At 65.2% G+C, this 23,555-nt stretch carries 21 protein-coding genes; 16 read left to right on the forward strand and 5 right to left on the reverse strand.

Annotation, left to right across the window (positions count from 1 at the left end):
• Positions 1-239 precede the first annotated feature (239 nt).
• The 11 genes from rimP (at position 240) to U9J41_RS19490 (ending at position 12,846) form a co-directional block, all read left to right on the forward strand.
• Positions 240-728, forward strand: coding sequence for a ribosome maturation factor RimP (gene rimP / locus U9J41_RS19440; RefSeq protein ID WP_056439034.1), 489 nt, complete (start codon positions 240-242; stop codon positions 726-728).
• Positions 725-2,290, forward strand: a complete 1,566-nt coding sequence (gene nusA / locus U9J41_RS19445; protein WP_322403815.1) for a transcription termination factor NusA — start codon at positions 725-727, stop codon at positions 2,288-2,290. Before rimP ends, nusA begins: the two co-directional genes overlap by 4 nt.
• 97 nt (positions 2,291-2,387) lie before the next feature.
• Positions 2,388-5,270: a translation initiation factor IF-2 gene (infB, locus tag U9J41_RS19450; protein ID WP_322403816.1), complete on the forward strand. Its 2,883-nt coding sequence runs from the start codon at positions 2,388-2,390 to the stop codon at positions 5,268-5,270.
• A gap of 404 nt (positions 5,271-5,674) precedes the next feature.
• Entirely contained in the window at positions 5,675-6,130 is a 456-nt protein-coding gene (gene rbfA, locus U9J41_RS19455; protein ID WP_322403817.1) for a 30S ribosome-binding factor RbfA, read from the forward strand.
• The gene (gene truB, locus U9J41_RS19460) at positions 6,127-7,050 is read left to right on the forward strand and encodes a tRNA pseudouridine(55) synthase TruB (protein ID WP_322403818.1); all 924 of its coding nucleotides are present in this window, start codon (positions 6,127-6,129) and stop codon (positions 7,048-7,050) included. Before rbfA ends, truB begins: the two co-directional genes overlap by 4 nt.
• A gap of 191 nt (positions 7,051-7,241) precedes the next feature.
• The gene (gene typA / locus U9J41_RS19465) at positions 7,242-9,077 is read left to right on the forward strand and encodes a translational GTPase TypA (protein ID WP_322403819.1); all 1,836 of its coding nucleotides are present in this window, start codon (positions 7,242-7,244) and stop codon (positions 9,075-9,077) included.
• A gap of 221 nt (positions 9,078-9,298) precedes the next feature.
• A complete protein-coding gene (locus U9J41_RS19470; RefSeq protein WP_322403820.1) occupies positions 9,299-9,844 on the forward strand; it encodes a DUF6160 family protein in 546 nt (181 codons plus the stop codon).
• Between the two features lie 276 nt (positions 9,845-10,120).
• Entirely contained in the window at positions 10,121-10,630 is a 510-nt protein-coding gene (locus U9J41_RS19475) for a DUF6160 family protein (RefSeq protein ID WP_056439053.1), read from the forward strand.
• Positions 10,631-10,769: 139 nt separating this feature from the next.
• Positions 10,770-11,537 carry a hypothetical protein gene (locus tag U9J41_RS19480; RefSeq protein ID WP_322403821.1) on the forward strand — a complete coding sequence of 256 codons (768 nt, stop codon included), beginning with the start codon at positions 10,770-10,772 and terminating at the stop codon, positions 11,535-11,537.
• Positions 11,537-12,382, forward strand: coding sequence for a hypothetical protein (locus U9J41_RS19485; protein ID WP_322403822.1), 846 nt, complete (start codon positions 11,537-11,539; stop codon positions 12,380-12,382). The genes U9J41_RS19480 and U9J41_RS19485 overlap by 1 nt, the downstream gene beginning before the upstream one ends.
• Positions 12,379-12,846 (forward strand): hypothetical protein, encoded by a 468-nt coding sequence (locus U9J41_RS19490; protein WP_322403823.1) that lies wholly within the window; start codon positions 12,379-12,381, stop codon positions 12,844-12,846. Before U9J41_RS19485 ends, U9J41_RS19490 begins: the two co-directional genes overlap by 4 nt.
• Here U9J41_RS19490 and U9J41_RS19495 read toward each other — a convergent pair.
• Positions 12,791-13,948 (reverse strand): AraC family transcriptional regulator, encoded by a 1,158-nt coding sequence (locus U9J41_RS19495; RefSeq protein ID WP_322403824.1) that lies wholly within the window; start codon positions 13,946-13,948, stop codon positions 12,791-12,793. The two genes, U9J41_RS19490 and U9J41_RS19495, sit on opposite strands and share 56 nt — an antisense overlap.
• 191 nt (positions 13,949-14,139) lie before the next feature.
• Entirely contained in the window at positions 14,140-14,991 is an 852-nt protein-coding gene (locus U9J41_RS19500; RefSeq protein WP_322403825.1) for a helix-turn-helix domain-containing protein, read from the reverse strand.
• Between the two features lie 210 nt (positions 14,992-15,201).
• On the opposite strand from U9J41_RS19500, the gene U9J41_RS19505 reads away from it, so the two are divergent.
• Genes U9J41_RS19505 through U9J41_RS19525 form a run of 5 tightly spaced genes read left to right on the forward strand, consistent with a single transcriptional unit; the run spans position 15,202 to position 20,049 of the window.
• Entirely contained in the window at positions 15,202-15,963 is a 762-nt protein-coding gene (locus U9J41_RS19505; protein WP_322403826.1) for a C39 family peptidase, read from the forward strand.
• 19 nt (positions 15,964-15,982) lie between these two features.
• Positions 15,983-17,023: a transporter gene (locus U9J41_RS19510; RefSeq protein WP_322403827.1), complete on the forward strand. Its 1,041-nt coding sequence runs from the start codon at positions 15,983-15,985 to the stop codon at positions 17,021-17,023.
• Positions 17,024-17,033: 10 nt separating this feature from the next.
• Complete coding sequence (locus U9J41_RS19515) at positions 17,034-18,653, forward strand: OmpP1/FadL family transporter (RefSeq protein ID WP_322403828.1); 1,620 nt, start codon at positions 17,034-17,036, stop codon at positions 18,651-18,653.
• 31 nt (positions 18,654-18,684) lie between these two features.
• Positions 18,685-19,236, forward strand: coding sequence for a DUF2059 domain-containing protein (locus U9J41_RS19520; RefSeq protein ID WP_322403829.1), 552 nt, complete (start codon positions 18,685-18,687; stop codon positions 19,234-19,236).
• Positions 19,237-19,260: 24 nt separating this feature from the next.
• Entirely contained in the window at positions 19,261-20,049 is a 789-nt protein-coding gene (locus U9J41_RS19525; protein ID WP_322403830.1) for a cyclic di-GMP-binding domain-containing protein, MshE-related, read from the forward strand.
• A gap of 143 nt (positions 20,050-20,192) precedes the next feature.
• Here the strand turns inward: U9J41_RS19525 and U9J41_RS19530 are convergent, their stop codons facing one another.
• The 3 genes from U9J41_RS19530 to flgK are packed head-to-tail and all read right to left on the reverse strand — an operon-like array spanning position 20,193 to position 23,529.
• Positions 20,193-21,230, reverse strand: coding sequence for a hypothetical protein (locus tag U9J41_RS19530; RefSeq protein WP_322403831.1), 1,038 nt, complete (start codon positions 21,228-21,230; stop codon positions 20,193-20,195).
• Positions 21,231-21,235: 5 nt separating this feature from the next.
• Positions 21,236-22,147: a flagellar hook-associated protein FlgL gene (gene flgL / locus U9J41_RS19535; RefSeq protein ID WP_322403832.1), complete on the reverse strand. Its 912-nt coding sequence runs from the start codon at positions 22,145-22,147 to the stop codon at positions 21,236-21,238.
• Between the two features lie 11 nt (positions 22,148-22,158).
• Positions 22,159-23,529 (reverse strand): flagellar hook-associated protein FlgK, encoded by a 1,371-nt coding sequence (flgK, locus tag U9J41_RS19540; RefSeq protein ID WP_322403833.1) that lies wholly within the window; start codon positions 23,527-23,529, stop codon positions 22,159-22,161.
• Positions 23,530-23,555: the final 26 nt, after the last annotated feature.

The following is a 23,555-nucleotide window of genomic DNA, read 5'->3' on the forward strand; positions in this document are numbered from 1 at the left end:
AATGGAGCGTCCGCGGCGCTGCCCTGATCAAAAGAGTAGACTGTTGCATAGCTGTTCATTTTGCAGTGCGGCGATTGCGGCCGGACCTGTATCGGGTTATAATTCGAATCCTAACCCGAGTGCTTCCCAATATTGTTTTGGCGAACGAGCTCCAGTTGGGAATACAAAAGATGGGCAGTTGCCCATTTTTTTTTTGTTGAAACGTTTTAAGGGTCCGGCACCGGACCGTGGAGAAACTTGTGCAGTTGTTTGATTTGATCGCCACGACAGTCAGTGGACTGGGCTACGAACTCGTCGACATCGAGCGGGCCGAGCGAGGCATCCTGCGCGTGTTTATCGACTTCCCGGCGGCAGTGGCGGACGAAAAGGGACCGATCTCGGTCGAGGATTGCGCCACGGTGAGCCACCAGTTGTCGCACGTGTTGACGGTCGAGAACGTCGACTACGAGCGCCTGGAAGTGTCGTCGCCCGGACTGGATCGTCCGGTGCGCACGCTGGCCGACTTCGAACGCTTTGCCGGCAGCGAATGCACGGTCAAGCTGCGCGTCGCGATGCCGGGCAGCGCGAACCGCAAGACCTACACGGGCATCCTGCATGCCCCGCAAGGCGAGACGATCGGGTTGGAATTTGAAAGCAAGGACGGTCCGGCGATGCTGGAATTTACGCTGGCCGAACTGGACAAGGCACGCCTTGTGCCAAAGGTGGATTTTAGGAGTCGCAAAGCATGAGTCGCGAAATTTTGTTACTGGTTGATGCGCTCGCGCGCGAAAAGAACGTCGATAAGGAAGTGGTCTTCGGGGCGCTTGAGTTCGCCCTGGCGCAAGCTACGAAAAAGCGCTACGAAGGCGAGGTCGACATTCGCGTGTCCATCGACCGTGACACTGGCGAATTCGAAACCTTCCGCCGCTGGCACGTCGTGCCCGACGAAGCGGGCCTGCAACTGCCCGACCAGGAAATCCTGCACTTCGAAGCGAAGGAACAGATTCCGGACATCGAGGTCGACGAATACATCGAAGAGCCGATCGAGTCGGTCGAATTCGGTCGCCGCTTCGCCCAGGATACCAAGCAGGTCGTGCTGCAGCGCGTCCGCGACGCCGAGCGCGAGCAGATCCTGCAAGACTTTCTGGAGCGCGGCGACGCGCTCGTCACCGGCACCATCAAGCGCATGGAGCGCGGCGATGCGATCGTCGAGTCGGGCAAGATCGAAGCACGCCTGCCGCGCGACCAGATGATCCCGAAGGAAAACCTGCGCATCGGCGACCGCGTGCGTGCCTACATCCTGCGCGTGGACCGCAATATGCGCGGCCCGCAGGTGATCCTGTCGCGCACGGCGCCGGAATTCATCATGAAGCTGTTCGAACTCGAAGTGCCCGAGATCGAGCAGGGTCTCCTGCAGATCAAGTCGGCCGCCCGCGATCCGGGCGTGCGCGCGAAGATCGCTGTCTTTACGACGGACAAGCGCATCGACCCGATCGGCACCTGCGTCGGCATGCGCGGTTCGCGCGTGCAGGCCGTGACCGGCGAGCTGGGCGGCGAGCGCGTGGACATCGTGCTGTGGTCGGAAGATCCGGCCCAGTTCGTGATCGGCGCGCTGGCTCCGGCAAACGTGTCGTCGATCATGGTGGATGAAGAGAAGCACGCGATGGACGTCGTCGTCGACGAGGAAAACCTGGCGATCGCGATCGGCCGTTCGGGCCAGAACGTACGCCTGGCGTCCGAGCTGACCGGCTGGAAGATCAACATCATGACGGCCGAGGAATCGGCCAACAAGGCTGCCCAGGAAACCGCTGCCGTGCGCACGCTGTTCATGGAAAAGCTGGATGTGGACGAAGAAGTGGCGGGCATCCTGGTCGAAGAAGGTTTTTCGAGCCTTGAAGAAGTCGCATACGTTCCCATCTCCGAAATGCTGGAGATCGAATCGTTCGACGAAGACACCGTCAACGAACTGCGCACCCGCGCACGCGACGCCCTGGTCACCGAGGCGATCGCTTCCGAAGAAGGTCTCGAGGGCATGGACGAGGTGCTGGTCAACCTGGAAGGGATGGACCGCACCACCGCCGGCAAGCTGGGTCTGGCCGGCATCAAGACCCTGGAGCAATTCGCGGGGCTGGCCTACGACGAGTTCAGCGCCATCCTGGCGCTGCCGACCGAGCGTGCCCGTGAACTGATCAAGAATGAATTTAATGATGTGACCGACGATGAGATGAAACTGGTCGACGCCAAGTACGACGACCGGGCCAAGGCCCTGCAGGCGAAAGCCTGGAGCCAGGTTGAAACGGCCAAGGCATAAATGAAGTGCAGAGACCGGAGCGCATGCGCCGGTCTTCGTGCTTTATTAAGCAAGAAAATTTCTTTATCATCTCGCGACACATAGAAAAGAGGACTGAATGGCGAGTAACAACGTAGCCCAATTTGCCACCGAACTGAAGATGCCTGCAGATTTGCTGCTGACGCAGCTGCGTTCTGCCGGCGTCGAGAAAAGTTCGACGTCAGATCCCTTGTCCAAGGATGATAAGGATAAGCTGCTGAACCATCTGCGCCGTACCCACGGTGCCGCCGAATCGGGCGAAAAGAAGAAGATCACGGTGACCCGCAAGGAAACCTCCGAGATCAAGCAGGCTGACGCGAGTGGTAAATCGCGCACGATCCAGGTCGAAGTGCGCAAGAAGCGCACCTTCGTGCAGCGTGACGACCTCGTCACGCCGAAAGCGGCTGCCGAGCAGGCACCGGTCGTTGACCCCGCCGAGCAGGCGCGTCGCGAAGAGGACGCGCGCCGTCAGGCCGAACTGATCGCGCGTCAGGAAGCGGAGCTGCGCGAGAAGCAGGAACGCCTGGCCAAGCTCGAATCCGAAAAGGCCGAGCAGGCCAAGGCGGCCGAGGAACAGGCCAGGCGCGATGCCGCAGAGCGCACCAAGCGCGAAGCGGCCGAAGCCGCCGAAGCGGCAGCCGACAAGGCGGCTGCGGCCGTCCAGGCATCGGCCGGCGCCGCCGGCGCCGCCGAGGACGCGAAGCGTGCCGCGGCCGACGAAGCCAAGAAGGCAGCTGCCGAGGAATCCAAGCGCAAGGCCGAAGAAGCCGCCAAGGAAGCCGCCGAACGCGCCGCCGCCACCGAGCGTGCGCGCAAGGCCGTCGCCGACGAAGTGGCACAGATCAAGGCCATGATGGCCCAGCCGCGCCGCGTGATCAAGGCGCCGGAACCGGCCCCGGCCAAGCCGAAGGCAGCCGAGGCGAGCACCCTGCACAAGCCGGCGACGACGGCGAAACCGGCGGATGCCAAGCCGGCCGACGCCGGTGCACGCGCCAAGCCGGGCGACAAGAAATCGATCAAGTCGGCCAATGTGGCCTCGACCTGGTCGGATGACAAGAAACGCGGCGGTCCGAGCAGCGGCACGAAGGGTCGCGGCAACGCGGCGCCGGCCGGCCGTGACGGCTGGCGTGCGGGCGGCGGCCGTGGCGGCCGTCGCGGCGGTCACGACGATCGTGAATCGAATTTCCAGGCCCCGACCGAAGCCATCGTGCGTGACGTGCACGTGCCGGAAACCATCACCGTGGCCGAACTGGCGCACAAGATGGCCGTCAAGGCATCGGAAGTCATCAAGCAACTGATGAAGCTGGGCCAGATGTGCACCATCAACCAGGTGCTGGACCAGGAAACCGCGATGATCGTGGTGGAAGAAATGGGCCACAAGGCCTTTGCCGCCGCCGAGGACGATCCGGAAGCGCTGCTGGCCGACCACGGCGAGCACCACGAGTTCGAGGCCAAGCCGCGTGCACCGGTCGTGACCGTCATGGGCCACGTCGACCACGGTAAAACGTCGCTGCTGGACTACATCCGCCGCGCGAAAGTGGCGGCGGGCGAAGCCGGCGGCATCACCCAGCACATCGGTGCGTACCACGTGGACACCCCGCGCGGCATGGTCACCTTCCTGGATACTCCGGGCCACGAGGCGTTCACCGCCATGCGTGCCCGCGGTGCCAAGGCGACCGACATCGTCATCCTCGTGGTGGCGGCCGACGACGGCGTGATGCCGCAGACCAAGGAAGCAATCGCTCACGCGAAAGCGGCCGGCGTTCCCTTGGTTGTGGCGATCAACAAGATCGACAAGCAGGGCGCGAATGCAGACCGTGTGACCCAGGAACTGGTGGCTGAAGGCGTCGTGCCGGAAGAATACGGTGGCGAGTCGCCGTTCGTCCAGGTGTCGGCGAAAACCGGCCAGGGCATCGACGACCTGCTGGAAAACGTGCTGCTGCAGGCCGAAGTGCTGGAACTGAAGGCGCCGGTGGAATCGCTGGCCCGTGGCCTGGTGGTCGAAGCCCGCCTGGACAAGGGCCGCGGCCCGGTCGCCACTATCCTGGTGCAGTCGGGTACGCTGAAGCGCGGCGACGTCGTGCTGGCGGGATCGTCCTTCGGCCGCGTCCGTGCGATGCTGGACGAGAACGGCAAGTCGGTGACCGAAGCCGGTCCGTCCTTCCCGGTCGAGATCCAGGGCCTGACGGAAGTGCCGAGCGCCGGCGAAGAAGTCATGGTCATGGCCGATGAGCGCAAGGCGCGCGAAATCGCCCTGTTCCGTCAAGGTAAATTCCGCGACGTGAAACTGGCCAAGCAGCAGGCAGCGAAGCTGGAAAACATTCTCGACCAGATGGGCGAAGGCGAAGTCAAGAACCTGCCGCTCATCGTCAAGACGGACGTGCAGGGTTCGCAGGAAGCGCTGGTCGGCTCGCTGCAGAAGCTGTCGACGTCGGAAGTGCGTGTGCAGATCGTGCACGCGGCCGTCGGCGGCATCACCGAGTCGGACGTCAATCTGGCGACCGCGTCCAAGGCAGTCATCATCGGCTTCAACGCCCGTGCCGACGCCCAGGCGCGCAAGCTGGCCGAGACCAACGGCGTCGACATCCGTTACTACAGCATCATTTACGATGCGATCGACGAGATCAAGACGGCACTGTCGGGCATGCTGGCACCGGAAAAGCGCGAGCACGTCACCGGTCAGGTGGAAATCCGCCAGGTCATCCTCGTGTCGAAAGTCGGCGCGATCGCGGGCTGCCTCGTCACGGACGGCGTCGTCAAGCGTACCTCGTCGGTCCGCCTGCTGCGCAACAACATCGTCGTGTGGACGGGCGAGATCGACTCGCTCAAGCGCTTCAAGGACGACGTCAAGGAAGTGCGTGCCGGTCTGGAGTGCGGTCTGTCGCTGAAGAACTACAACGACATCCAGGTCGGCGACGTCCTGGAAGTGTTCGAAGTTCAGGAAGTGGCGCGTACGCTGTAATCACGGCCGATCGAACGATTGGAGTACCATTTGGGGCCAGGAGCTCGTGCCTTGCGGCGCGGGACGACTGGCCCCAAGTTTTTTGGCGAACTTTTGACGAACTTCTGATGAACTCGACGAACTTGACGAACTTGACGAACCTGACGACCAACTGAAACGTCGTCCCCGCGAAGGCGGGGACCCAAGTTTGCGTGCATGTCGGCAGGTTTCAAGCCGGCGACGGCGCGAACAAATTAGGTTCCCGCCTGCGCGGGAACGACGATGCGAGTTGCGCCGTATCGTGCAAGTAGCCGCATCGTGCAAGTAGCCGCATCGTGCAAACAGCGTCGGTGTTGTAGGTAGCGCCGCATCCTGTACGTCGCGCCGCATCGCATCAGAACAAAAACACACAGCAGTAAAAGAACATGGCAAAACACAGCAAAAGCATCCCCCAGCGCGGCTTGCGCGTTGCCGACCAGATCCAGAAAGACTTGTCGGAACTGATCGCCTTCGAACTCAAGGACCCGCGCGTCGGCATGGTCACCATCAGCGAAGTCAAGCTGACCCCGGACTACGCGCACGCGAAGGTGTACTTCACGCTGCTCAAGGACAGCCCGGACGAGATCAAGCAGACGCTGGAAGGCCTGACGAAGGCGTCCGGCTACCTGCGCAACCTGCTCGGCAAGCGCCTGCACATCCACACGCTGCCGCAGCTGCATTTCTTGCACGACATCTCGACCAGCCGCGGCCTCGCGATGTCGGCCCTGATCGATCAGGCCAACGCCACCCGGGCGAAAGACGATGTGACCGACGCCGGCGACATCGAAACCGGTCGTGGGGTCGAAGGCACGAACACCGAAGAAGATTCGGATTCCGAGTGAACGCACGGCCCCCGAAGAAGCCCCGCGACCTCGTCGACGGGGTGCTGCTCCTCGACAAGCCCGTCGGCCTGTCGTCGAACGATGCGCTGATCAAGGCAAAGCGCGTCGTCAACGCGAAGAAGGCCGGCCACACCGGCACGCTGGACCCGTTCGCCACCGGCCTGCTGCCGCTGTGCTTCGGCGAGGCGACCAAGTTTTCGCAAGACCTGCTGGAAGCGGACAAGACGTATGACGCCGTCGTCCACCTGGGCATCACGACGACGACCGGCGACACCGAAGGCGACGCCGTCGAGACGCGCCCCGTCGATGTGACGGTCGAAGGGATCGAGGCGGCGCTGGCGCGCTTCCGCGGCCCGATCATGCAGGTGCCGCCCATGTATTCGGCGCTCAAGCGCGACGGCAAGGCCCTGTACGAATACGCGCGCGAAGGCATCGTGCTGGAGCGCGACGCGCGTCCTGTGACGATCCACGAGCTCACGATGCTGGCGTACGACGCGCCGATGCTGACCATCCGCGTCACCTGCAGCAAGGGCACGTATGTGCGCGTGCTGGGCGAGGACATCGGCGCCGTGCTCGGCTGTGGCGCGCACCTGAACGCGCTGCGCCGCATCCAGGTGGGTGCGCTGACGGTCGCCGGCATGGTCACGCTGGAACAGTTGCAGGCGCACGACAATCCGCTGTCGCTGCTGGCGCCGGTCGACGCGCTGCTGTCGAGCTTCCCGTCCGTCGAGCTGACGCCCGAGCTCGCCGCGCGCTTCCTGAACGGCCAGAGACTGGCGCTGAACCGGGAGCCGGTCACGCTGCCGGAAACGCAGGGCAGGGTGCGCGTGTATCACGACGGCAAGCTGCTGGGCACGGCCATCCTGCAAGAATACGGCGTGCTGGCGCCGGAACGGCTGATCGCGCGGCCGCAGGCTTGAAAACGGCGGCACCGCGCGCACATGGGGCGCGTCCCCACGTCATCGCCATTCAATATTTCGCCGGTATGCTCGGCTTTCTCCCCCGCTGCGACGCGGCAGGGGCCGCAAGCATGCTATACTAGTGGGTTCTCGGAATCGAAAGCTTCGTGCTCATCCGTCCATCACGCAACAATTACTGTTGAAAAACGCATATGTCTAACACCAAACGCGCGATTCGTAATATCGCAATCATCGCTCACGTTGACCACGGCAAGACCACTCTCGTGGACCAGCTGCTGCGTCAATCGGGCACTTTCCGCGAAAACCAGCAGGTGGACACCCGCGTGATGGACTCGAACGATCTCGAGAAGGAACGCGGCATTACCATCCTGTCGAAGAACTGCGCCGTCGAGTACGAAGGCACGCACATCAACATCGTCGACACCCCGGGCCACGCCGACTTCGGCGGTGAAGTCGAGCGCGTGCTGTCGATGGTCGATTCCGTGCTGCTGCTGATCGACGCCCAGGAAGGCCCGATGCCGCAGACCCGCTTCGTGACCCGCAAGGCGCTCGCGCTGGGCCTGAAGCCGATCGTCGTCGTCAACAAGATCGACCGTCCGGGCGCGCGCGCCGACTGGGCGATCAACCAGACGTTCGAACTGTTCGACAAGCTGGGCGCGACCGACGAGCAGCTGGACTTCCCGATCGTCTACGCGTCGGGCCTGAACGGCTACGCCGGCCTGGACGAAAGCGTGCGCGACGGCGACATGAAGCCGCTGTTCGACGCCATCCTGAAATACGTGCCGGTGCGCGACGACAATCCGGACGGCCCGCTGCAGATGCAGGTCACGTCGCTGGATTACTCGTCGTACGTGGGCAAGATCGGCATCGGCCGCATCAGCCGCGGCCGCATCAAGGCCGGCCAGGACGTCGTCGTGATGAACGGCCCGGAATCGACCCCGATCAAGGGCCGCATCAACCAGGTGCTGAATTTCAAGGGCCTGGAGCGCGTGCTGGTCGATGAGGCGGTTGCCGGCGACATCGTGCTGATCAACGGTATCGAAGACATCGGCATCGGCTCGACCGTGTGCGCCGTGGACACCCCGGAAGCGCTGCCGATGCTGACCGTCGACGAGCCGACCCTGACGATGAACTTCATGGTCAACAATTCGCCGCTGGCCGGCCGCGAAGGCAAGTTCGTCACCAGCCGCCAGCTGCGTGAACGTCTCGAGCGCGAACTGAAGGCGAACGTCGCCCTGCGCGTGCTGCCGACGCCGGACGACACCGTGTTCGAAGTGTCGGGCCGCGGCGAGCTGCACCTGACCATCCTGCTGGAAAACATGCGCCGCGAAGGTTTCGAGCTGGCCGTGTCGCGTCCGCGCGTCGTGTACAAGGAAATCGACGGCGTCAAGTGCGAGCCGTACGAGAACCTGACCGTCGACGTGGAAGAAGTCAACCAGGGCGGCGTGATGGAAGAGCTGGGCCGCCGCCGTGGCGACCTGCAGAACATGGAATCGGACGGCAAAGGCCGCGTGCGTCTCGAATACCGCATCCCGGCCCGTGGCCTGATCGGTTTCCAGGGCGACTTCATGACGCTGACCCGCGGCACGGGCCTGATGAGCCACGTGTTCGACGCCTACGCGCCGGTGGACAACTCCAAGGGCGAACTGGCCGGCCGTCGCAACGGCGTGCTGATTTCGCAGGATGACGGCGCCGCCGTCGCCTACGCGATCTGGAAGCTGCAGGACCGCGGCCGCATGTTCGTTGAGCACAACACGCCGGTGTACGAAGGCATGATCATCGGCATCCACTCGCGCGACAACGACCTCGTCGTCAACCCGATCAAGGGCAAGCAGCTGACCAACGTGCGCTCGTCCGGTACCGACGAAGCCGTGCGCCTGGTGCCGCCGATCCAGATGTCGCTGGAATACGCCGTCGAGTTCATCGAGGACGACGAACTGGTCGAGATCACGCCGAAGAGCATCCGCCTGCGCAAGCGTTTCCTGAAGGAACATGAGCGCAAGAAGGCCAGCCGCGAAGCCGCATAATCGCGTTTTCTGCCGCACCACAAAGACCCGCTGCCCGCAGCGGGTTTTTTTATGCCGGTACGCAGGACCGCGTCAAAGGCTGGCTCGCCAGGCCATCGATTTGGCTCCGCGGACATGACCGCCGGACTGCTGTTAGCAAACGGAAAGTATTAGCATTGTTTCCACTTAATTGATACCCGATTAAGTTCGCGTTCCGCCACTCAAACAATACTGGAGACTCCATGAAACTGCTGAAACAACTGGCCGTCGTTGCCGCCCTGTCCTCGATCGCTTCGTACGCATCGGCCCTGACCCCGATCGCCGATGCCGATCTGTCCAAGGTCTCCGGCCGTGACGGTGTGTCGATCGCCGCCGACCTGCATGTGAACATCGGCTCCTTCGTCTACACGGACACGGACACGGCCGGCGGCTCGGTGAGCTTCAACAACATCAAGATCAGCGGTGCGATCGCCGCCACGATCGACATCGTCAACAACGCCACGTTCCAGGGCGAAGTCAGCGCCTATAACGCCGACGGCAGCGTCAATGCCAACACGACCCTGGGCGTGATCTCGCCGCTGGCCGTACCGGGCGCCAGCGCGGGCCTGGCCGCCTTCCAGCCGACGGGCGACGTCGTCAAGATCGCCATCCCGCAAGTCGACACCGTCAAGAACCTGAGCATGTCGGTCGACTCGATCAAGATGGGCAACTCGACCGCTTCCTACGGTTCGTTCGCCGTCAACGACATCAAGCTGCAGGGCACCACCGTCTACATCTGGGCACACTGATCGCGTTCGGGCGCGCGCCACAACGCGTGCCTGGATGTGTCAAACGACTGGCTCAGGAATCCATCGATTTGGCTTCCTGAGCAAGGACAAAAGGATGTGGTGATTGAATCGGAAGTAATAACATTGTTTCCACTTAATTGACTTCCAATAAAGAGATTTCAGTTAAGCCAAGCAGTCCGACGCTGCCGTCCCGATTGGCCACAAGCCGCAGAGGAAAAGCGGACGCGCGGGCAAGCCGAAAAAATTCTCGTCGATCACAATAACACTGGAGATACCATGAAACTGCTGAAACAACTGACCGTCGTCGCTGCCCTGTCCTCGATCGCTTCGTACGCATCGGCCCTGACCCCGATCGCCGATGCCGATCTGTCCAAGGTCTCCGGCCGTGACGGTGTGTCGATCGCCGCTGACCTGCATGTGAACATCGGTTCCTTCGTCTACACGGATACCGACACCGCGGGTGGTTCGGTGAGCTTCAACAACATCAAGATCACCGGTGCAATCGCCGCCACCATCGACATCATCAACAACGCCACGTTCCAGACCGAAGCCAGCGCCGCATCGGGCGCATCGAGCGTGCTGGGCGTGAGCGGCGGCGCGGGCCTCGCGGCCTTCATGCCGGCTGGCGACGTCGTCAAGATCGCCATCCCGCAAGTCGATACCGTCAAGAACCTGAGCATGTCGGTCGACTCGATCAAGATGGGCAACTCGACCGCTTCGTACGGTTCGTTCGCCGCCAACGACATCAAGCTGCAAGGCACCACCGTCTACATCTGGGCGCACTAAGAACCTATCCCGGCAGGCAGGAGTCCCCCGCCTACCGGGACAGGTTCTGCATCACGGGTTGGGTGATGGACGGCCCGCGGGCTTGCCCCGGGCCGTTTTTTGGCCTCGCGTCGTTGCTCTTCGTTTTTCGGGTTCAAACATGCGCATATTGCTCACCGCGTCCTTCGTGGCGCTCTCGCTGTTGCCATGCGCGGCATCGGCCCAGATGCATCCGATGTCCGACAACGAACTGTCCCGGGTCAGCGGCCAGGGCCTGTTCACGGTCAGCAATTCCAGCTACAACGGTGTCGACTTCACCCGCATCGCCCTCGATGCCGACGTCACCCTGAACGCCAACCTGGCCAATATGCGCCTGGGCGAATACACGTACGCGCCGCGCAACGGCACGGGCGCCGACCTCGACATCAGTGCGTTGCAATTCGGCCGCACCGACGCCAGCGCCGCCCAGCGGCTCGTGCAGATCACCAATCCCTATTTCGAATTCGTCTACAAGAACACCGGTGTCGACAGCCAGCGCGAGATCGTCGGCATGCGCCTCGGCTTCGACGGCATCGCCGGCGACATCGGCACGAAGATCGCCACGCTGTCCGGCTCGATGCGCATCGACGCGGGCGCGGCCGGCATCGTCGACAGCATGAACGACGCCGGCGGCGGCAAGCGCTGGGACGGCACCTGCGCCGGCTGCACGCCGCTGTCCAGCGTGGGCGGCGTGACGGCCGGCGACGCCAACGGCCCGAGCCGCGATTTCTGGATATCGATCCTCAAGACACCCGTGCAATTCCAGGCCGCGCCCGGCATGCCCGCGCTGACGGAAGCCCAGGCCGGCATCTGGCTGAACTGGCGCGACAAGCTGACCGCGCTGAACCTCACCGGCGCCGTGCCGGTCAATAACGCGGCGGGGCATTGATGCTGGCGCGCGCCGCGGCCACCGTCCTGTTGTGCGCGCCGGCGTTCGCGTTCGCGCTCGAGCCGCTGCCGGACAGCGCGCTCGCCAGGGTGGCGGGACGCGACGGCATGAGTTTCAACCTGTCGAATTTCGCCATGGCCGGCAACGCCGAGCTGCGCTACACCACGCCCGGCGGCGACAGCCTCGGCATCGGCAACCTGGCCGCCTCGCGCTCCGACAACACGGACGCGCCGTTCGCCGATCCGTACCGCCTCGACGTGGTCGCGGGCGGTCCGGGGCGCGCCGACATGATCAACATCGCCTTCCCGCAGAACACGGCCGGCCGCGAAGTCTGGCAGATCGCCTACGACTTCGGCGTCAACGCCGGCGGCTTCGACGTCAAGAACGGCAGCGTGATCCTGACGGACCTCGTGTACTACGGCGGCGGCCTGCAGTGGACGACCCCGGTCGCCGGCGACGGCCTCGCGTTCGGTCTCGCCACGCGCCTCGAACTGGGCAGCCTGACCCTGGCGCCGAACGGGCGCGACGCCACCAGCGAAGCGATGGTGCTGTCCAACGTGAAGATCGGCGCGGCCACGGCGGACGGGTCCGCGCCAACGGCGCCGTGGCAGATCGCGGACGCGACGAACCAGGCCGGCATCTTCAATGCGCGCACGGATGCGGCGGGCAATGCGAGCCTGCACATCGGCATCGGCTGGCCTGACGCCGGCCAGGCGGCGCCCAGCGGCACGCTGCAGATCGGGAACATCAGCTTCCGCAGCGACGCCGGCGCGAGCATGGACCTGGGCAGCGCGCGCATCGGGTCGATCCAGTTGCAGTACCTCGACGTCAAGTTCCGCCAGTGAGTACGCGCCTGCGCCTCCTCGCCATCCTGGCGTCCGCCTTGTTGTGCCGGGCGGTGTGGGCGGCGCCGCAGCCGCTCGCCGACGACGAACTGGCCCAGGTGCGCGGCGCCGACGGCATCAGCTTCGCCGTGCGCCTGCAATTGAACCGGCCCGGCGCCGGCACGACGAGCGACAGCCGCTTGACCATCGGCCAGGTGGTCGACGGACGGACGACGTACACGGTGCTGAAGAATGTCGGCGGGGTGATCCAGATGGTGGGCCTGAACATCAGCCCGCAGACGGCCGCCGACGGCACGAACTACCTGGCGCTGACCCTGCCGGCGTACACGCGCTTCACGGACACCGGCTTCGAATCGCTCAGCGTGCAGGCCGATCCGCGCGCGCCCGTGACGCAGAGCCTGGGGCAGGTCACCCTGAACGGCGAGCTGCAGATGCAGGGCCAGCTGCGCCTGTGGTCCCATTGACGGCGGCCTGGCCATGGGCGTTGATGCGGTCCTGCTGGAACTCGCCGGGCGCCTTGCCGAACCAGCGCAGGCAGGCGCGGTGGAAGGCGCTGGGGTCGGCGAAGCCCAGCTTGTAGCTGAGGTTCTTGACGCTGATGCGGTCGCTGCCCAGGTATTGCTGGGCGATCGTGCGCCGCACTTCGTCGACGAGGGTCGAGAAGTCGGTGCCTTCGTCGGCCAGGCGGCGTTGCAGGGTGCGCTCGCTGATCGCGAGGCGCCGTGCGACGGCATCGCGCAGCGCGCCGCCCTGGTCGATCATCGCGGGCAGCAGCTCGCGCACGCGCGCGGCCACGCTCGTGCGTTCGGCCTGCGCGAGGCGTTCGTCGAGCAGGCGGAACAGGCCTTCCGCCGCGAGCGGGTTCGCGGTGGGAATCGGCGCCGTGATGTCCGCGTTGGCGAATTCCAGCGCGTTGGCGGGCGCGCCGAAGCGCACCGGACAGCCGAACCAGCGCGCGTAGGGCGCCGTGTCGACGGGGGCCGGATAGGCGTATTCGACGAGGGTCGGCTTGAGGTCGGGCCGGCTGCCGACGAAGCGCATCGTCGCCAGCAGCAGGTTCCAGGTGAAGTCGTAGCGCGCCTGCGGCACCTGGCGCGCGCCGCCGACGAGGTTCAGGCCGACGCGCACCCGGTCCGCCTTCGGCTCGATCGTGGCGCGCACGACGGGCGACACGAGCGGCATGTAGCGGGTCAGGCTGTCCGCCGCCTGGCGCAGCGTGGGAGAAGCGAGCATCAGGTGGCCCAGCACGCCGAGCCAGCTGAGCGGGTCGGGGGCGAACACGCGAAAGCCGATCAGCGGATCGCCGCTGGCGGCCGCAAGGCTGTCCCAGAGCGTGCTGAACTGGTCGGACAACGCGAGCAGGTCGGCCGCGCGCCCTGCCTGCACGCCATGCTCGAACCGTTCCAGGCCGGCGTTGGCGAACAGGGCCTCGACGTCGATGCCCTCGGCGCCGAGGCAGGCCTTGATGCGTTGCACCACGTCCGTGGCGGACAGGTACTTCACGCTGGCGACCGCGTACGTGCGGACGCGTCCTGCGCTGGTCTCATGCTTGGTCTCCTTACTCATTGAGTGGCCGCGGGTTCTTTTGTGTCTTTTGGTTCTTGTGCCCGGGTGCCGTTTTTTATTATGTGTGCATGCGAAAACTCAATGCTTCGGAAAATGATCCCGTCTTTATCAAAAATTGCTCATTTTCGATAGGCAAGTTTTTTTATTTGACGCAACGCAAACGGTGCGTTTTTCGCCGGCGGCGCGAGCGGTCAGGCGCGTGCCTGCTGGCGCGCGCGAGCGGGCGTGATGCCGTACGCGGCCGCGAAGCAGGCCGTCATATGGCTCTGGCTGTTGAAGCCGCATTGCGCCGCAACACGGGCGATGGAGAAGCTGGTGCGGGTCAGTAATTCGTGGACCCGTTCGAGGCGTAAACGCAACACATAGCGGTGCGGTGTCATGCCCATCGCTTCCTGGAAGATGCGGCGGAAGTGCGATTCCGACACGCCGGCGCGCTCCGCCAGTTCGGCGTTCGACAGTTCGCTCGACAGATTCTGGCCGATCCATTCCAGCACGCCCTGCAGGCGGCCGAGCTGGAGCGCGTCCGGCGGCAGGTGCCGGCCCGTCTTTCCTTCCAGTACGCGGCAGGCCTGCTCGACCATCAGCGCCGAGGCGCGCTCGACGAAGCCCGCGTTCGGCGTGCTGCTGCGCGCGATTTCCGCCAGCACCTGCTGGGCGGACGCGTGCACGAGCGGGTCGGAAAACGTGGGCGACTTGGCGCGCGCGGCCAGCAGGCGCTGCAACTGGCGCACCATCTCGTGGTTCGGATCGAGAAAGTGGAACATGGCCATGTCGATGGCGCCGAAGAACGTCCAGCGGCTGGCGAAGCCGGGCTGGAACACGGTCGAGGCGCCGGCCAGGAAGTCGAACGAACGGCCCGGGTTGCGCCCGGCCGTGGCGCGCGCGCCGCCCATGTGGCAGGCCAGCACCATCGAATCGAGCGGTGGCACCTCGCATCCGCCCAGCTGGAAGATGTAGCGTTCGGCCCGCATCGGCACGCCGCCGATCTCGACGCTGATCACCGGCTCGCCCAAGGCATTGCTGATCCTGTCCCAAGTATGCACGGTGCCCCAATCTGAATGAGCGGTTTTTTATAAAAACGATAGCGTTTTATAACATCGGCAAGCCTTGCCTGCACCCAGAATATAGAAAAACTGCAATAAACGTGGCCAAAACGCCACGTCGACATTGCATGAAATCCAGGCATCCGGACGCCACGCATGCGCACGGAGCCGGGCCACAAGGGGCTGCATGAAGCGTCCCAGGGAGACACCATGTTCACATTCCTGCTGGGGATCCTCGCGGTCCTCGTGGGCGGGGCCGGCGTGCTTGCCAAGCACGAGGCGCAGGACCGTCCGCTCGACCATTTCGACCTGCCGACGACCATGTCCGTGGCCGCCACCGGCGTGCCGAACGTCGCGATCGAGCCGTTCTCCGAACTCAAGTTCAAGAACATCGTCCACCAGGCCTACGACTACAGCTGCGGCTCGGCGGCCCTCGTCACCATCCTCAAGTACCACCTGGGTATCGACGTCACCGAGCAGCAGTCGATGGAAGGCATGATGGCCTTCGGCGAGAAGGACAAGATCATCGAGCGGCGCGGCTTTTCGCTGCTCGACATGAAGCGCTACCTCGCGTCGATCCACGTCCAGAGCGCGGGCTTCCACGCCGAGATGTCGGACCTGCTCACCCTCGATTCGCCGGGCATCGTGCCGATCGACTACGCCGGCTTCAAGCACTTCGTCGTGCTGCGCGGCGTGCGCGGCGGCCTCGTGTTCCTGGCCGATCCGTCGGCCGGCAACATCACGTTCTCGGTCGAGGAATTCGCCACCCTGTGGGACCGCAACACGCTGTTCATCGCCTATCCGCCGAAGGGCCACCCGGCCGTCGCCAAGCTGGCGCTGGCCGACAACGAGCTGGGCGTGGTCGACATGGACCGCATCCGCGACCGCGGGCTGCAGCGCCCCATCGACACGCAGTTGGCGAACGAGCGCCTGCTGAACGGTTTCGGCGGGATCTCGATCCGCAAACAATAGACCCACCACGAAGGACACCATGAAGATTTCCACGATGCTCGTGCCGGCGCTGGCTTGCGCCGGCCTGTTCGCCCAGTTGCCTGCATTGGCGCAGGATACGGCGGGCGCCTCCACGCCGCCCGCCGACGCGCAGCCCGCCTCCGCCGACGCGGTGCGGAATGCGCTGGCGAAGAAGGAGGGCGATGCCGACAACGCGACGCTGCTGAAGGAAACCCTGACCGCCGTCGACAAGCAGTACTCGCTGATCCGCAAGGGCAAGGTGCAGGTGAACTATGAGCTGGGCTACACCTACATCGGCCAGGAAAAGATCAACACCGACCTGTCGTCCGGCACCGCCACGCTGTTCTCGATCGAGAACACGAACTCGCACACGATCACCAACACGATCATGGCGGACTACGGCGTGCGCAACAACCTGACGGCGAACGTCACCGTGCCCATGATCAGCCGCTACTCCGATTCGGCCGGCTTTTCGGGCGTCTCGCACACGATCGGCGACCTGGGCCTCGGCGTGCGCTGGCAGCCGCAGGAAGTCAAGCGCGACGAGGTCGCGTACACGGTCACGGCCGGCGCGCGCCTGGCGACGGGCACCAGTCCGTACAAGGTCGACGTGAACAAGGGCGTGGCCACCGGGTCCGGCGTCAACAGCTTCAACCTCGGCGCCAACATGACGCGCATCGTCGACCCGGTCGCGCTGTTCGGCTCCTTCAACGTCGGCTACAGCCTGGCGGCCAAGCACCTGAGCCAGCAGCTGTACGGCGCCACGCTGCGCCAGGTGAAGCCGGGCGCCAGCTTCGGCTTCGGCCTCGGCTTCGCGTACGCGCTGTCGTACAAGATCACGACGTCGTTCTCGTTCCAGGAATCGATCCAGGCCCGTTCCACGCTCACGTTCGACAACGGCGCCAAGGCGCAGACGCAGACGCAGAGCGCCGGCATCCTGTCGATCGGCGCGGGCTACCGCATGTCGCCCAAGACCACCGTCAACGTGACGGTCGGCGCCGGCCTCACCGCGGCCGCGCCGAACCTGTCGCTGACCATGAGCCTGCCGTTGTCGCTGTGAGGCCGATCCCATGACCGCCGTGCCGTCTTCGATCGCCGTGCGCGCGCTGGCGCTCGCCGGGCTGGCCGCCGCGCTGGCGCCGGGCGCGCATGCCGGCGTCACCGACAACCTCGCCACCAGTCCCACCGCGATGGCGATGGGGAATGCGGTGACGGCCGATCCGCCCGGGATCGAATCGATCCACTTCAACCCGGCCGGCCTCGCGCGCCTGACGGGCACGCATCACATCGATTCCGTGTTCATGGCGGCGATCCGCAACCCGAACCATTTCGTCTCGGCGCCCGACATCGACATCGGCGGCTTCAAGGACGACCCGATCAACGGCAAATCGAGCGGGCCGGTGCGCCAGGCCCTCTACATCCCGTTTTACGGCGTCCCCAAGGCGCGCCTGCCGGCCGTGCTGGTGCCGGGCATGGGCATGTCGTACAACGCGCCCGGTTCGCGCTGGACCTTCGGCACGATGGTCTATCTGTCGGCCGCGATGAGCATCGACCGCACCAAGGACCCGGACGACCCGGCCCGCTTCGACGGCCGCCTGGTCCAGCTGCAGCGGCTCGTGTACCTGTCGCCGGCGGCCGCGTACAAGGTGTCGGACACCCTGAAGATCGGCATCTCGGTGCCGATCGCCTATTCCGCCTTCGCCATCAACACCGACTTCCGCGCGCCCAACAAGCTGCTGGGCACCGTCGGCCAGCTGCAGAAGGCCGTCTGCCCGAACGGCAACGGTACCGTGATCGACACCTTGACGTTCGGCCTGTGCGGCGGCGGTCCGGAAGGCATGGTCAATCCGTTCAAGCGCGCGGCCAACATCGACTTCGACCTGCGCGCATCGTTCGATCCGACGGTCAACGTGGGCGTGCTGTGGGAGCCGAAGAAGTGGTTCGCGCTGGGCCTCGTGTACCAGGGCGGCGCGCGCACGACCTACACCGGGTCGTACATGTTCCACAGCGACCCGATGCTGCGCAGCTTCGTGCGCGGGCTGAATTCCAGCCTGCTCGGGCCGATCGTCGGCGCCGTCACCGGCATGCCGCAGGAGATCCCGGAATACCAGTCGGGGAACATGACGGCCAGGATCCCGTTCCCGTGGCGCGTGCAGGCCGGCATGAAGCTGATGCTGACCGATTACGTCCAGCTGAACGCGGACGTCAGCTATGCCGACTGGGCCCAGTGGAACCAGCTGACGTTCGAATTCGACCGCAGCGTCAAGCTGCTCGAGATGGCGCGCCTGTTCGGCTATGCGAATTCGAGCCAGGCCACGTTCAAGATGGGGTTCCGCAGCGTCGTCAACTATAGCTTCGGCACCCAGATCAACCTGACGAAGAAACTCGCGCTGCGCCTGGGCTACGAGCCGCGCAAGAGCTCCATCCCGGGCAACCAGATGAGTCTTCTCGCGCCGCTGCCCGACACGAAACTCAGGAGCGTGGGCCTGCGCTACCGCTTCGACGACGGCGGGGAAGTCAACCTGACGGGCAGCTACATGAAGGGCACGTACAACATCCCGGCGCGCAGCGACTGCAACCTCAACTGCGACAATTTCTTCAACCTGATTTACAACCCTTATGCGGCCACCAACGTGTCCGGCAGCCTGATCGTGAAGTACGCGGGCGCCTCGTACACGCGGCCGTTTTGAATTCGCTTTGACTTTTCCTGTGGAGACGACGATGTTTCGAAAGATGTGTGTGACGATGGCCTGCGCCGGCATCGGCCTGGCGGGCGGCGCGAACGCGGAAGGCATGAATGGCGTGCCGGCCTCCAAGCAGGCGCTCGTGCAGCGCGTGCTGGACAAGATGGCGCTGGACGCCGTCGGCCTGCAGATGCTGCAGACGCCCGTGGCCGACATGCTGCGCCAGTCGCGCGTGGTGGTGCAGAGCCGCGTGCCGGCCGAGAAACAGGACGCGACGATGAAGGACATCACCGCGGAAGCGACGAAGTTCATCGAGCAGGAAGGGCCGGCCCTGCGCACCAGCACGCACGCGATCGTGCAGTCCAGCGTGGCGCAGCTGCTGGCGCAGAAATTCAGCGAGGACGAGTTGAAGCAGCTGGCGGGCATTCTCGAATCGCCCGTGCTGGCCAAGTTCGAGGGCGTCGTGCCGGAGCTGAAGAAGGCGGTCGGCGAAAACGTCGCCAAGGCGAATGCGGCGCAGATCCAGCCCAAGATGACGGCACTGCAGAATCGCGTCGGCCTCAAGCTGCGCGCGGCCGTCGGGCAGTAACGACCACGACCTGAGGAGGCGGGGATGAGCGACTGGACGACACGCAGTACCAACAGGTCCCGGCTCGGCCAGATCCTGATCGAGAAGAAGCTGATCTCGCAGGAACAGCTGGACGCGGCAATCCGCGCGCAGGCGCAGAGCGGACGCCGGCTGGGCGAGATCCTGGCCGACATGAAGCTGATCACGCAGGCGCAGGTGCGCGGCGCCGTGCGGCGCCAGCGCAGCCTGCGCATGGCGGCGGCACTTGCGACGGCATTGCTCGGGCCCCTGCACGCCTATGCGGCGGTGGCGGCGGCACCGGCGGCGGGCGTCTCCACGCGCATAGGCGGGGAGCGCGAGGGCGAACGGGAATTCGGGCGCGGCCTGCGTGCGCTGTCCGATGCTGAACTGGGCGAGGTGACGGCGCAGGGCCGCGACGACGACGCGCTGCGCGACCAGGCGCGCCAGGCCGAACTGCGCCTGATCGCCCTGGGCGCGCAGGGCGGCCAGCACGGCCTGCAGACCGCCGTGCAGCACGCGCTGCCGAACGACGGTGTGCGTGTGCTGGGTGAGCTCGCGACGTTGTTCAATCCGCTCGCGCTGATGCTGTCGGCCGACACCACGGTGCGCGACGTCAGCTACGATCCGGACAATTCGCACGCGACCCTGAACAAGGACGGCTCGGTCACGCTGCGGCTGCCGAGCACGATCGGCGAGATCAGCTTCCGCAACATCCGCGTGGGCAGCCATCCGGGGCCGACGTTCGGCAGCATCGAGATCCACGATATCGATTTGCGCGGGACGACGATCAGCGTGAAGCCGATCACGCGGTAAGCGCGTCGTTCCCGGCACTGCCGGAAACGACTCCCGGCAAAGCCCGGGACCCGATTTTGCCGGCGTCTCGACAGCGCAGGCCGGAGTTGGATCCCCGCCAAGGCGGCCGGCGAGGCCGGCGACCACGGAGAAGGGCGGTGATGTTAGCGCAGGCCCAGCAGCGCCAGCACCCGATCGCGGCTGACACCGACGAGCGCCGAGGTCAGCGCCAGCAGCGACTCGTAATCCGTGCTGGCGGCGGCTTTGCCGAAGTCGTCGGCCGCGAGCGTCACGTCCGGCGGCGGCGTCTCGGCCGCGGCCACCTGGGAGGTGGCGGCCTGCACGGCGCTGCTGGCCGCGGCCTGCGAACGGTGCACGCGTTCCAGGGCCTGCACCACTTCGCGCAGGCTCTGGCGCAGGGCGTCGGCGTTGCCGGTGTCCGCGCTCACGTTCCATTGCTGGGGTGCCAGGTTCGCCGGCACTTCGTCGGTCGTCACGCGGCCGCGGCCGCTCACGGCGATGCTGTCCTTGACGGACGACCAGTTCGATTCCGGCGTCGAGAACACGAGTTCGCCGTTGTCGTCCAGGCTAGCGTGCACGCCCATCGGGGCGAGGGCACGGTCGAGGGCGCGGGCGACTTGCGCGCTCGACTGGTCCGGCTCGATGTTGACGGACATCTGCGGCCCGCCGGCACCGCCGACCGAGAACGAAATGGTCTGCGGCGCGCTTTTCTTGATGCCGGCGATGTCGAGGCCGCGGATGCGGAAGCGCTGCACGGCCGGTTTCGTCGAGTAATTCAGGTTGCTGTCGACGCCGCCGCCGCCATCCTTCTTGCGCGCGGACAGCGTCTGGGTCAGCTGCCGGGCATGCACCTCGAGTTGCAGGCGCGAACCGGCGCGGGTGCCGGCCAGCTTGGCAGTGAGTTCGCCCTTCAGCGTTTCGAGCTGGGTGGCCACCCGGTCGAGGTAGTCGAGCGCCTGCTGGGCGCGCGCCACCTGGTCCTGCAGGCCGCCGGCGATTTTCGCCGCGGCGCCGTTGCTGCGCAGGGGCGCCGCGGTCGCCGGGGCGGTCGCGGCATTGGCCGCCGTCGCGTCGGCGGCGACGTCGGTCGCGCGGGCCGGCAGGAGCGGGGACGATGCCGTCGTCCGGGTGCCGAGGGTGCCGGTTCCGCCGGCGGACGTGGGTCGAAGTGTGGTATCCATGGCCGTCAGAGCGCCGAGAACAGGGACAGGTTGCCGATCTTGCTGTAGGCCTTGTAGCTGGCCTCGAGGGCCGTCTGGTAGCCGTTCAACTCGATCGCCGCGGAGCCGACGTCGAGCTGGCCGATGTCGAGGATCGCCGTCTGGTTGGCCAGGCTGACGTTCTCGTGGTTGGCGTCGATCGTCTTGAGGATGTTCTGCTGGCCGCCGATCACGGCGACCTTGCCGCCGATCAGGCCCATCGCCGTATCGAAGCCGTCCAGGTTGTCCTTCAGCGTGCTGCGCACGGTCGGATCGTTGGCGTCGACGTTGCTGGCCGACAGCGTGCTGATCGTCTGGTCGAGCTGGTTCAGCAGTGTTTCCAGGCCGCTGACGTTCTGGTTGCCCACCTGGGTGATGCCGTTGCCCACGACGACCATCTGGTCGTTCGTATTGCCGGAATAGCTGTAGCGCGAGCCGGGTGCGGCGCTGGCATCGTAGGCGATGGCCGGGGTATCCGTCACGGTGCCGGAAAAGATGTAGCGGCCTTCCTGGTCCTTCGAGTTCGCGTTGTACATCAGGCTGTCGCGCAGCGAGGTCAGCGAGGTCACCATCGCGTTCATGTCCTGCGACGTGTTGGAACCGTTCGACGCCCACACGAGCAGGTCGCGGCCCGAATTCATGTCGTTGACCATGTTTTGCAGCGAACCTTCGTTCTTCGCCATGCGTTCCTGCACGGCGGCGATGTTGCTGCGGTATTGCGTGATCGTGGATTCCTCGCGTTTCAGGCGCGACAGGCGCACGCTGTCGACCGGATCGTCCGACGGCACCTGGATGCGGTTGCCGTTGGCCATCTGCTGTGTCACATAGGTGATGCGCTCCTGGTTGATCTGGAGCGATTGAGTCATCATCGCCTGGTATTGACTGGTGGCGATACGCATGCTTCTCTCCCTTAACCCATCATCTGCAAGGTGGCGTCGAACAGCGCGTTCGCGACGGACATCACCTTCATGTTGGCCTGGTACATGTTCTGGTATTCGACGAGGTGCACGGCTTCCTCGTCCTGGTTGACGCCGCTCGTCGACTGCCAGTCCGCTTCGGACTGGTCGCGCATCGTCTGCGCGGTGGAGAGGGCGCTCTTGTTTTGCTGGCTGTCGACGGCGAGGCGGCCGACGAGCTGGGTGTCGGCGTCGCCGATCATCACGGTGCCGATCTTGGTCAGCGTGATCGACTGGCTCTTGATGTCGACCAGTTGTTGCAGGTTGCCGGTGTCGCCCGGCGTGCCGTCGCCCGAAAACGCGAGGTCCGACGTCTGGAAACCATCCGCCACCTGCAGCATGTTCGAGGTGTTGCCCGGGGTGTAGACGAACAGCGGCTTGCCGGGAGCGCCGTCCATGGAAAAACCGGCCCCGAGCTGGGTGTTGACCTTCTCGGCGATCTGCTGGGCCATGTCGGCTACGCCCTGCTGCAGCGGCAGCAGCGTGTCCTGTTCATAGGCCGACAGCCCGCCCAGCTGGCCGCCGGCCTTGGTCGTATCGAGATCGAACGAGCTGCCGGCGAACGTCAGGCTGAACGTCTGCGCGGCGCCGCCGGTGACGGACAGCTTGCCGGCCACGCCGCCCAGCACGAGCGACTGGCCCGACTTGAGCGAGACATTGCGGGTGCCGTCCGGCTGGTCGCTGACTTCCAGCCCCATCTGGCCTGCCAGGCCGTCGATGGCCAGGTCGCGCGCGTCGACCAGGGCCGAGGCGTTGCTGCCGGTGGCGTTGGCGTTGGCGATCTGGGCGTTCAGCGACGCGATCGACGCGATCGCGCTGTTGGCCGAATCGACCAGCGCGCTGCGCTGCTGGCGCACCGACTGCAGTTGGGCGTTGTACACATTGTTCAGGCTGTTGAAGCGTTGCGACAGCAGGCCGGCCGCCGTCACCACCTGCTGGCGCAGCGGGGTCGACGTCGGATCGACGCCCGCCACCGAGTTCAGCGCCGCGAAGAAGGCGTCGACGCCGCTCGACAGGCTGGCGGTGTCGTCGCCCATCACCTGTTCCAGCTGGGTCAGATACGGCTGGGTCTGCGAGTGCGCGCCCAGGTCGGAGGCGCTGCGCCACATCTGCTGGGTCTTGTAGCTGTCGGAGAACCGCATCAGTTCGGTCACGCGCACGCCGTTGCCGGCCTGGGCCGAACCGGCCGCGGGCGCGACGGCGCTCAGCAGCGCCGACTGGCGGGTGTAGCCCTTGGTCTGCAGGTTGGCGATGTTCTGGCTGCTGGCCGACAGGGCCAGTTGCGAAGCGACCGCTCCGGACAGGGCGTTGTTCAGGATGCTCATCGTGCGAGTCTCTCGTGTGCGTGATC

Origin of the sequence: Massilia luteola (genome assembly GCF_034420155.1) — a bacterium.
Classification (GTDB): Bacteria; Pseudomonadota; Gammaproteobacteria; order Burkholderiales; family Burkholderiaceae_D; genus Telluria; species Telluria luteola.

Excerpts from the sequence above, each read along its gene's own strand:
- nusA (WP_322403815.1), top strand. The coding sequence starts at position 725 with ATGAGTCGCGAAATTTTGTTACTGGTTGATGCGCTCGCGCGCGAAAAG.
- infB (WP_322403816.1), top strand. The coding sequence starts at position 2,388 with ATGGCGAGTAACAACGTAGCCCAATTTGCCACCGAACTGAAGATGCCT.
- rbfA (WP_322403817.1), top strand. The coding sequence starts at position 5,675 with ATGGCAAAACACAGCAAAAGCATCCCCCAGCGCGGCTTGCGCGTTGCC.
- typA (WP_322403819.1), top strand. The coding sequence starts at position 7,242 with ATGTCTAACACCAAACGCGCGATTCGTAATATCGCAATCATCGCTCAC.
- U9J41_RS19470 (WP_322403820.1), top strand. The coding sequence starts at position 9,299 with ATGAAACTGCTGAAACAACTGGCCGTCGTTGCCGCCCTGTCCTCGATC.
- U9J41_RS19475 (WP_056439053.1), top strand. The coding sequence starts at position 10,121 with ATGAAACTGCTGAAACAACTGACCGTCGTCGCTGCCCTGTCCTCGATC.
- U9J41_RS19480 (WP_322403821.1), top strand. The coding sequence starts at position 10,770 with ATGCGCATATTGCTCACCGCGTCCTTCGTGGCGCTCTCGCTGTTGCCA.
- U9J41_RS19485 (WP_322403822.1), top strand. The coding sequence starts at position 11,537 with ATGCTGGCGCGCGCCGCGGCCACCGTCCTGTTGTGCGCGCCGGCGTTC.
- U9J41_RS19495 (WP_322403824.1), bottom strand. The coding sequence starts at position 13,948 with ATGAGTAAGGAGACCAAGCATGAGACCAGCGCAGGACGCGTCCGCACG.
- U9J41_RS19505 (WP_322403826.1), top strand. The coding sequence starts at position 15,202 with ATGTTCACATTCCTGCTGGGGATCCTCGCGGTCCTCGTGGGCGGGGCC.
- U9J41_RS19510 (WP_322403827.1), top strand. The coding sequence starts at position 15,983 with ATGAAGATTTCCACGATGCTCGTGCCGGCGCTGGCTTGCGCCGGCCTG.
- U9J41_RS19515 (WP_322403828.1), top strand. The coding sequence starts at position 17,034 with ATGACCGCCGTGCCGTCTTCGATCGCCGTGCGCGCGCTGGCGCTCGCC.
- U9J41_RS19520 (WP_322403829.1), top strand. The coding sequence starts at position 18,685 with ATGTTTCGAAAGATGTGTGTGACGATGGCCTGCGCCGGCATCGGCCTG.
- U9J41_RS19525 (WP_322403830.1), top strand. The coding sequence starts at position 19,261 with ATGAGCGACTGGACGACACGCAGTACCAACAGGTCCCGGCTCGGCCAG.
- U9J41_RS19530 (WP_322403831.1), bottom strand. The coding sequence starts at position 21,230 with ATGGATACCACACTTCGACCCACGTCCGCCGGCGGAACCGGCACCCTC.
- flgL (WP_322403832.1), bottom strand. The coding sequence starts at position 22,147 with ATGCGTATCGCCACCAGTCAATACCAGGCGATGATGACTCAATCGCTC.
- flgK (WP_322403833.1), bottom strand. The coding sequence starts at position 23,529 with ATGAGCATCCTGAACAACGCCCTGTCCGGAGCGGTCGCTTCGCAACTG.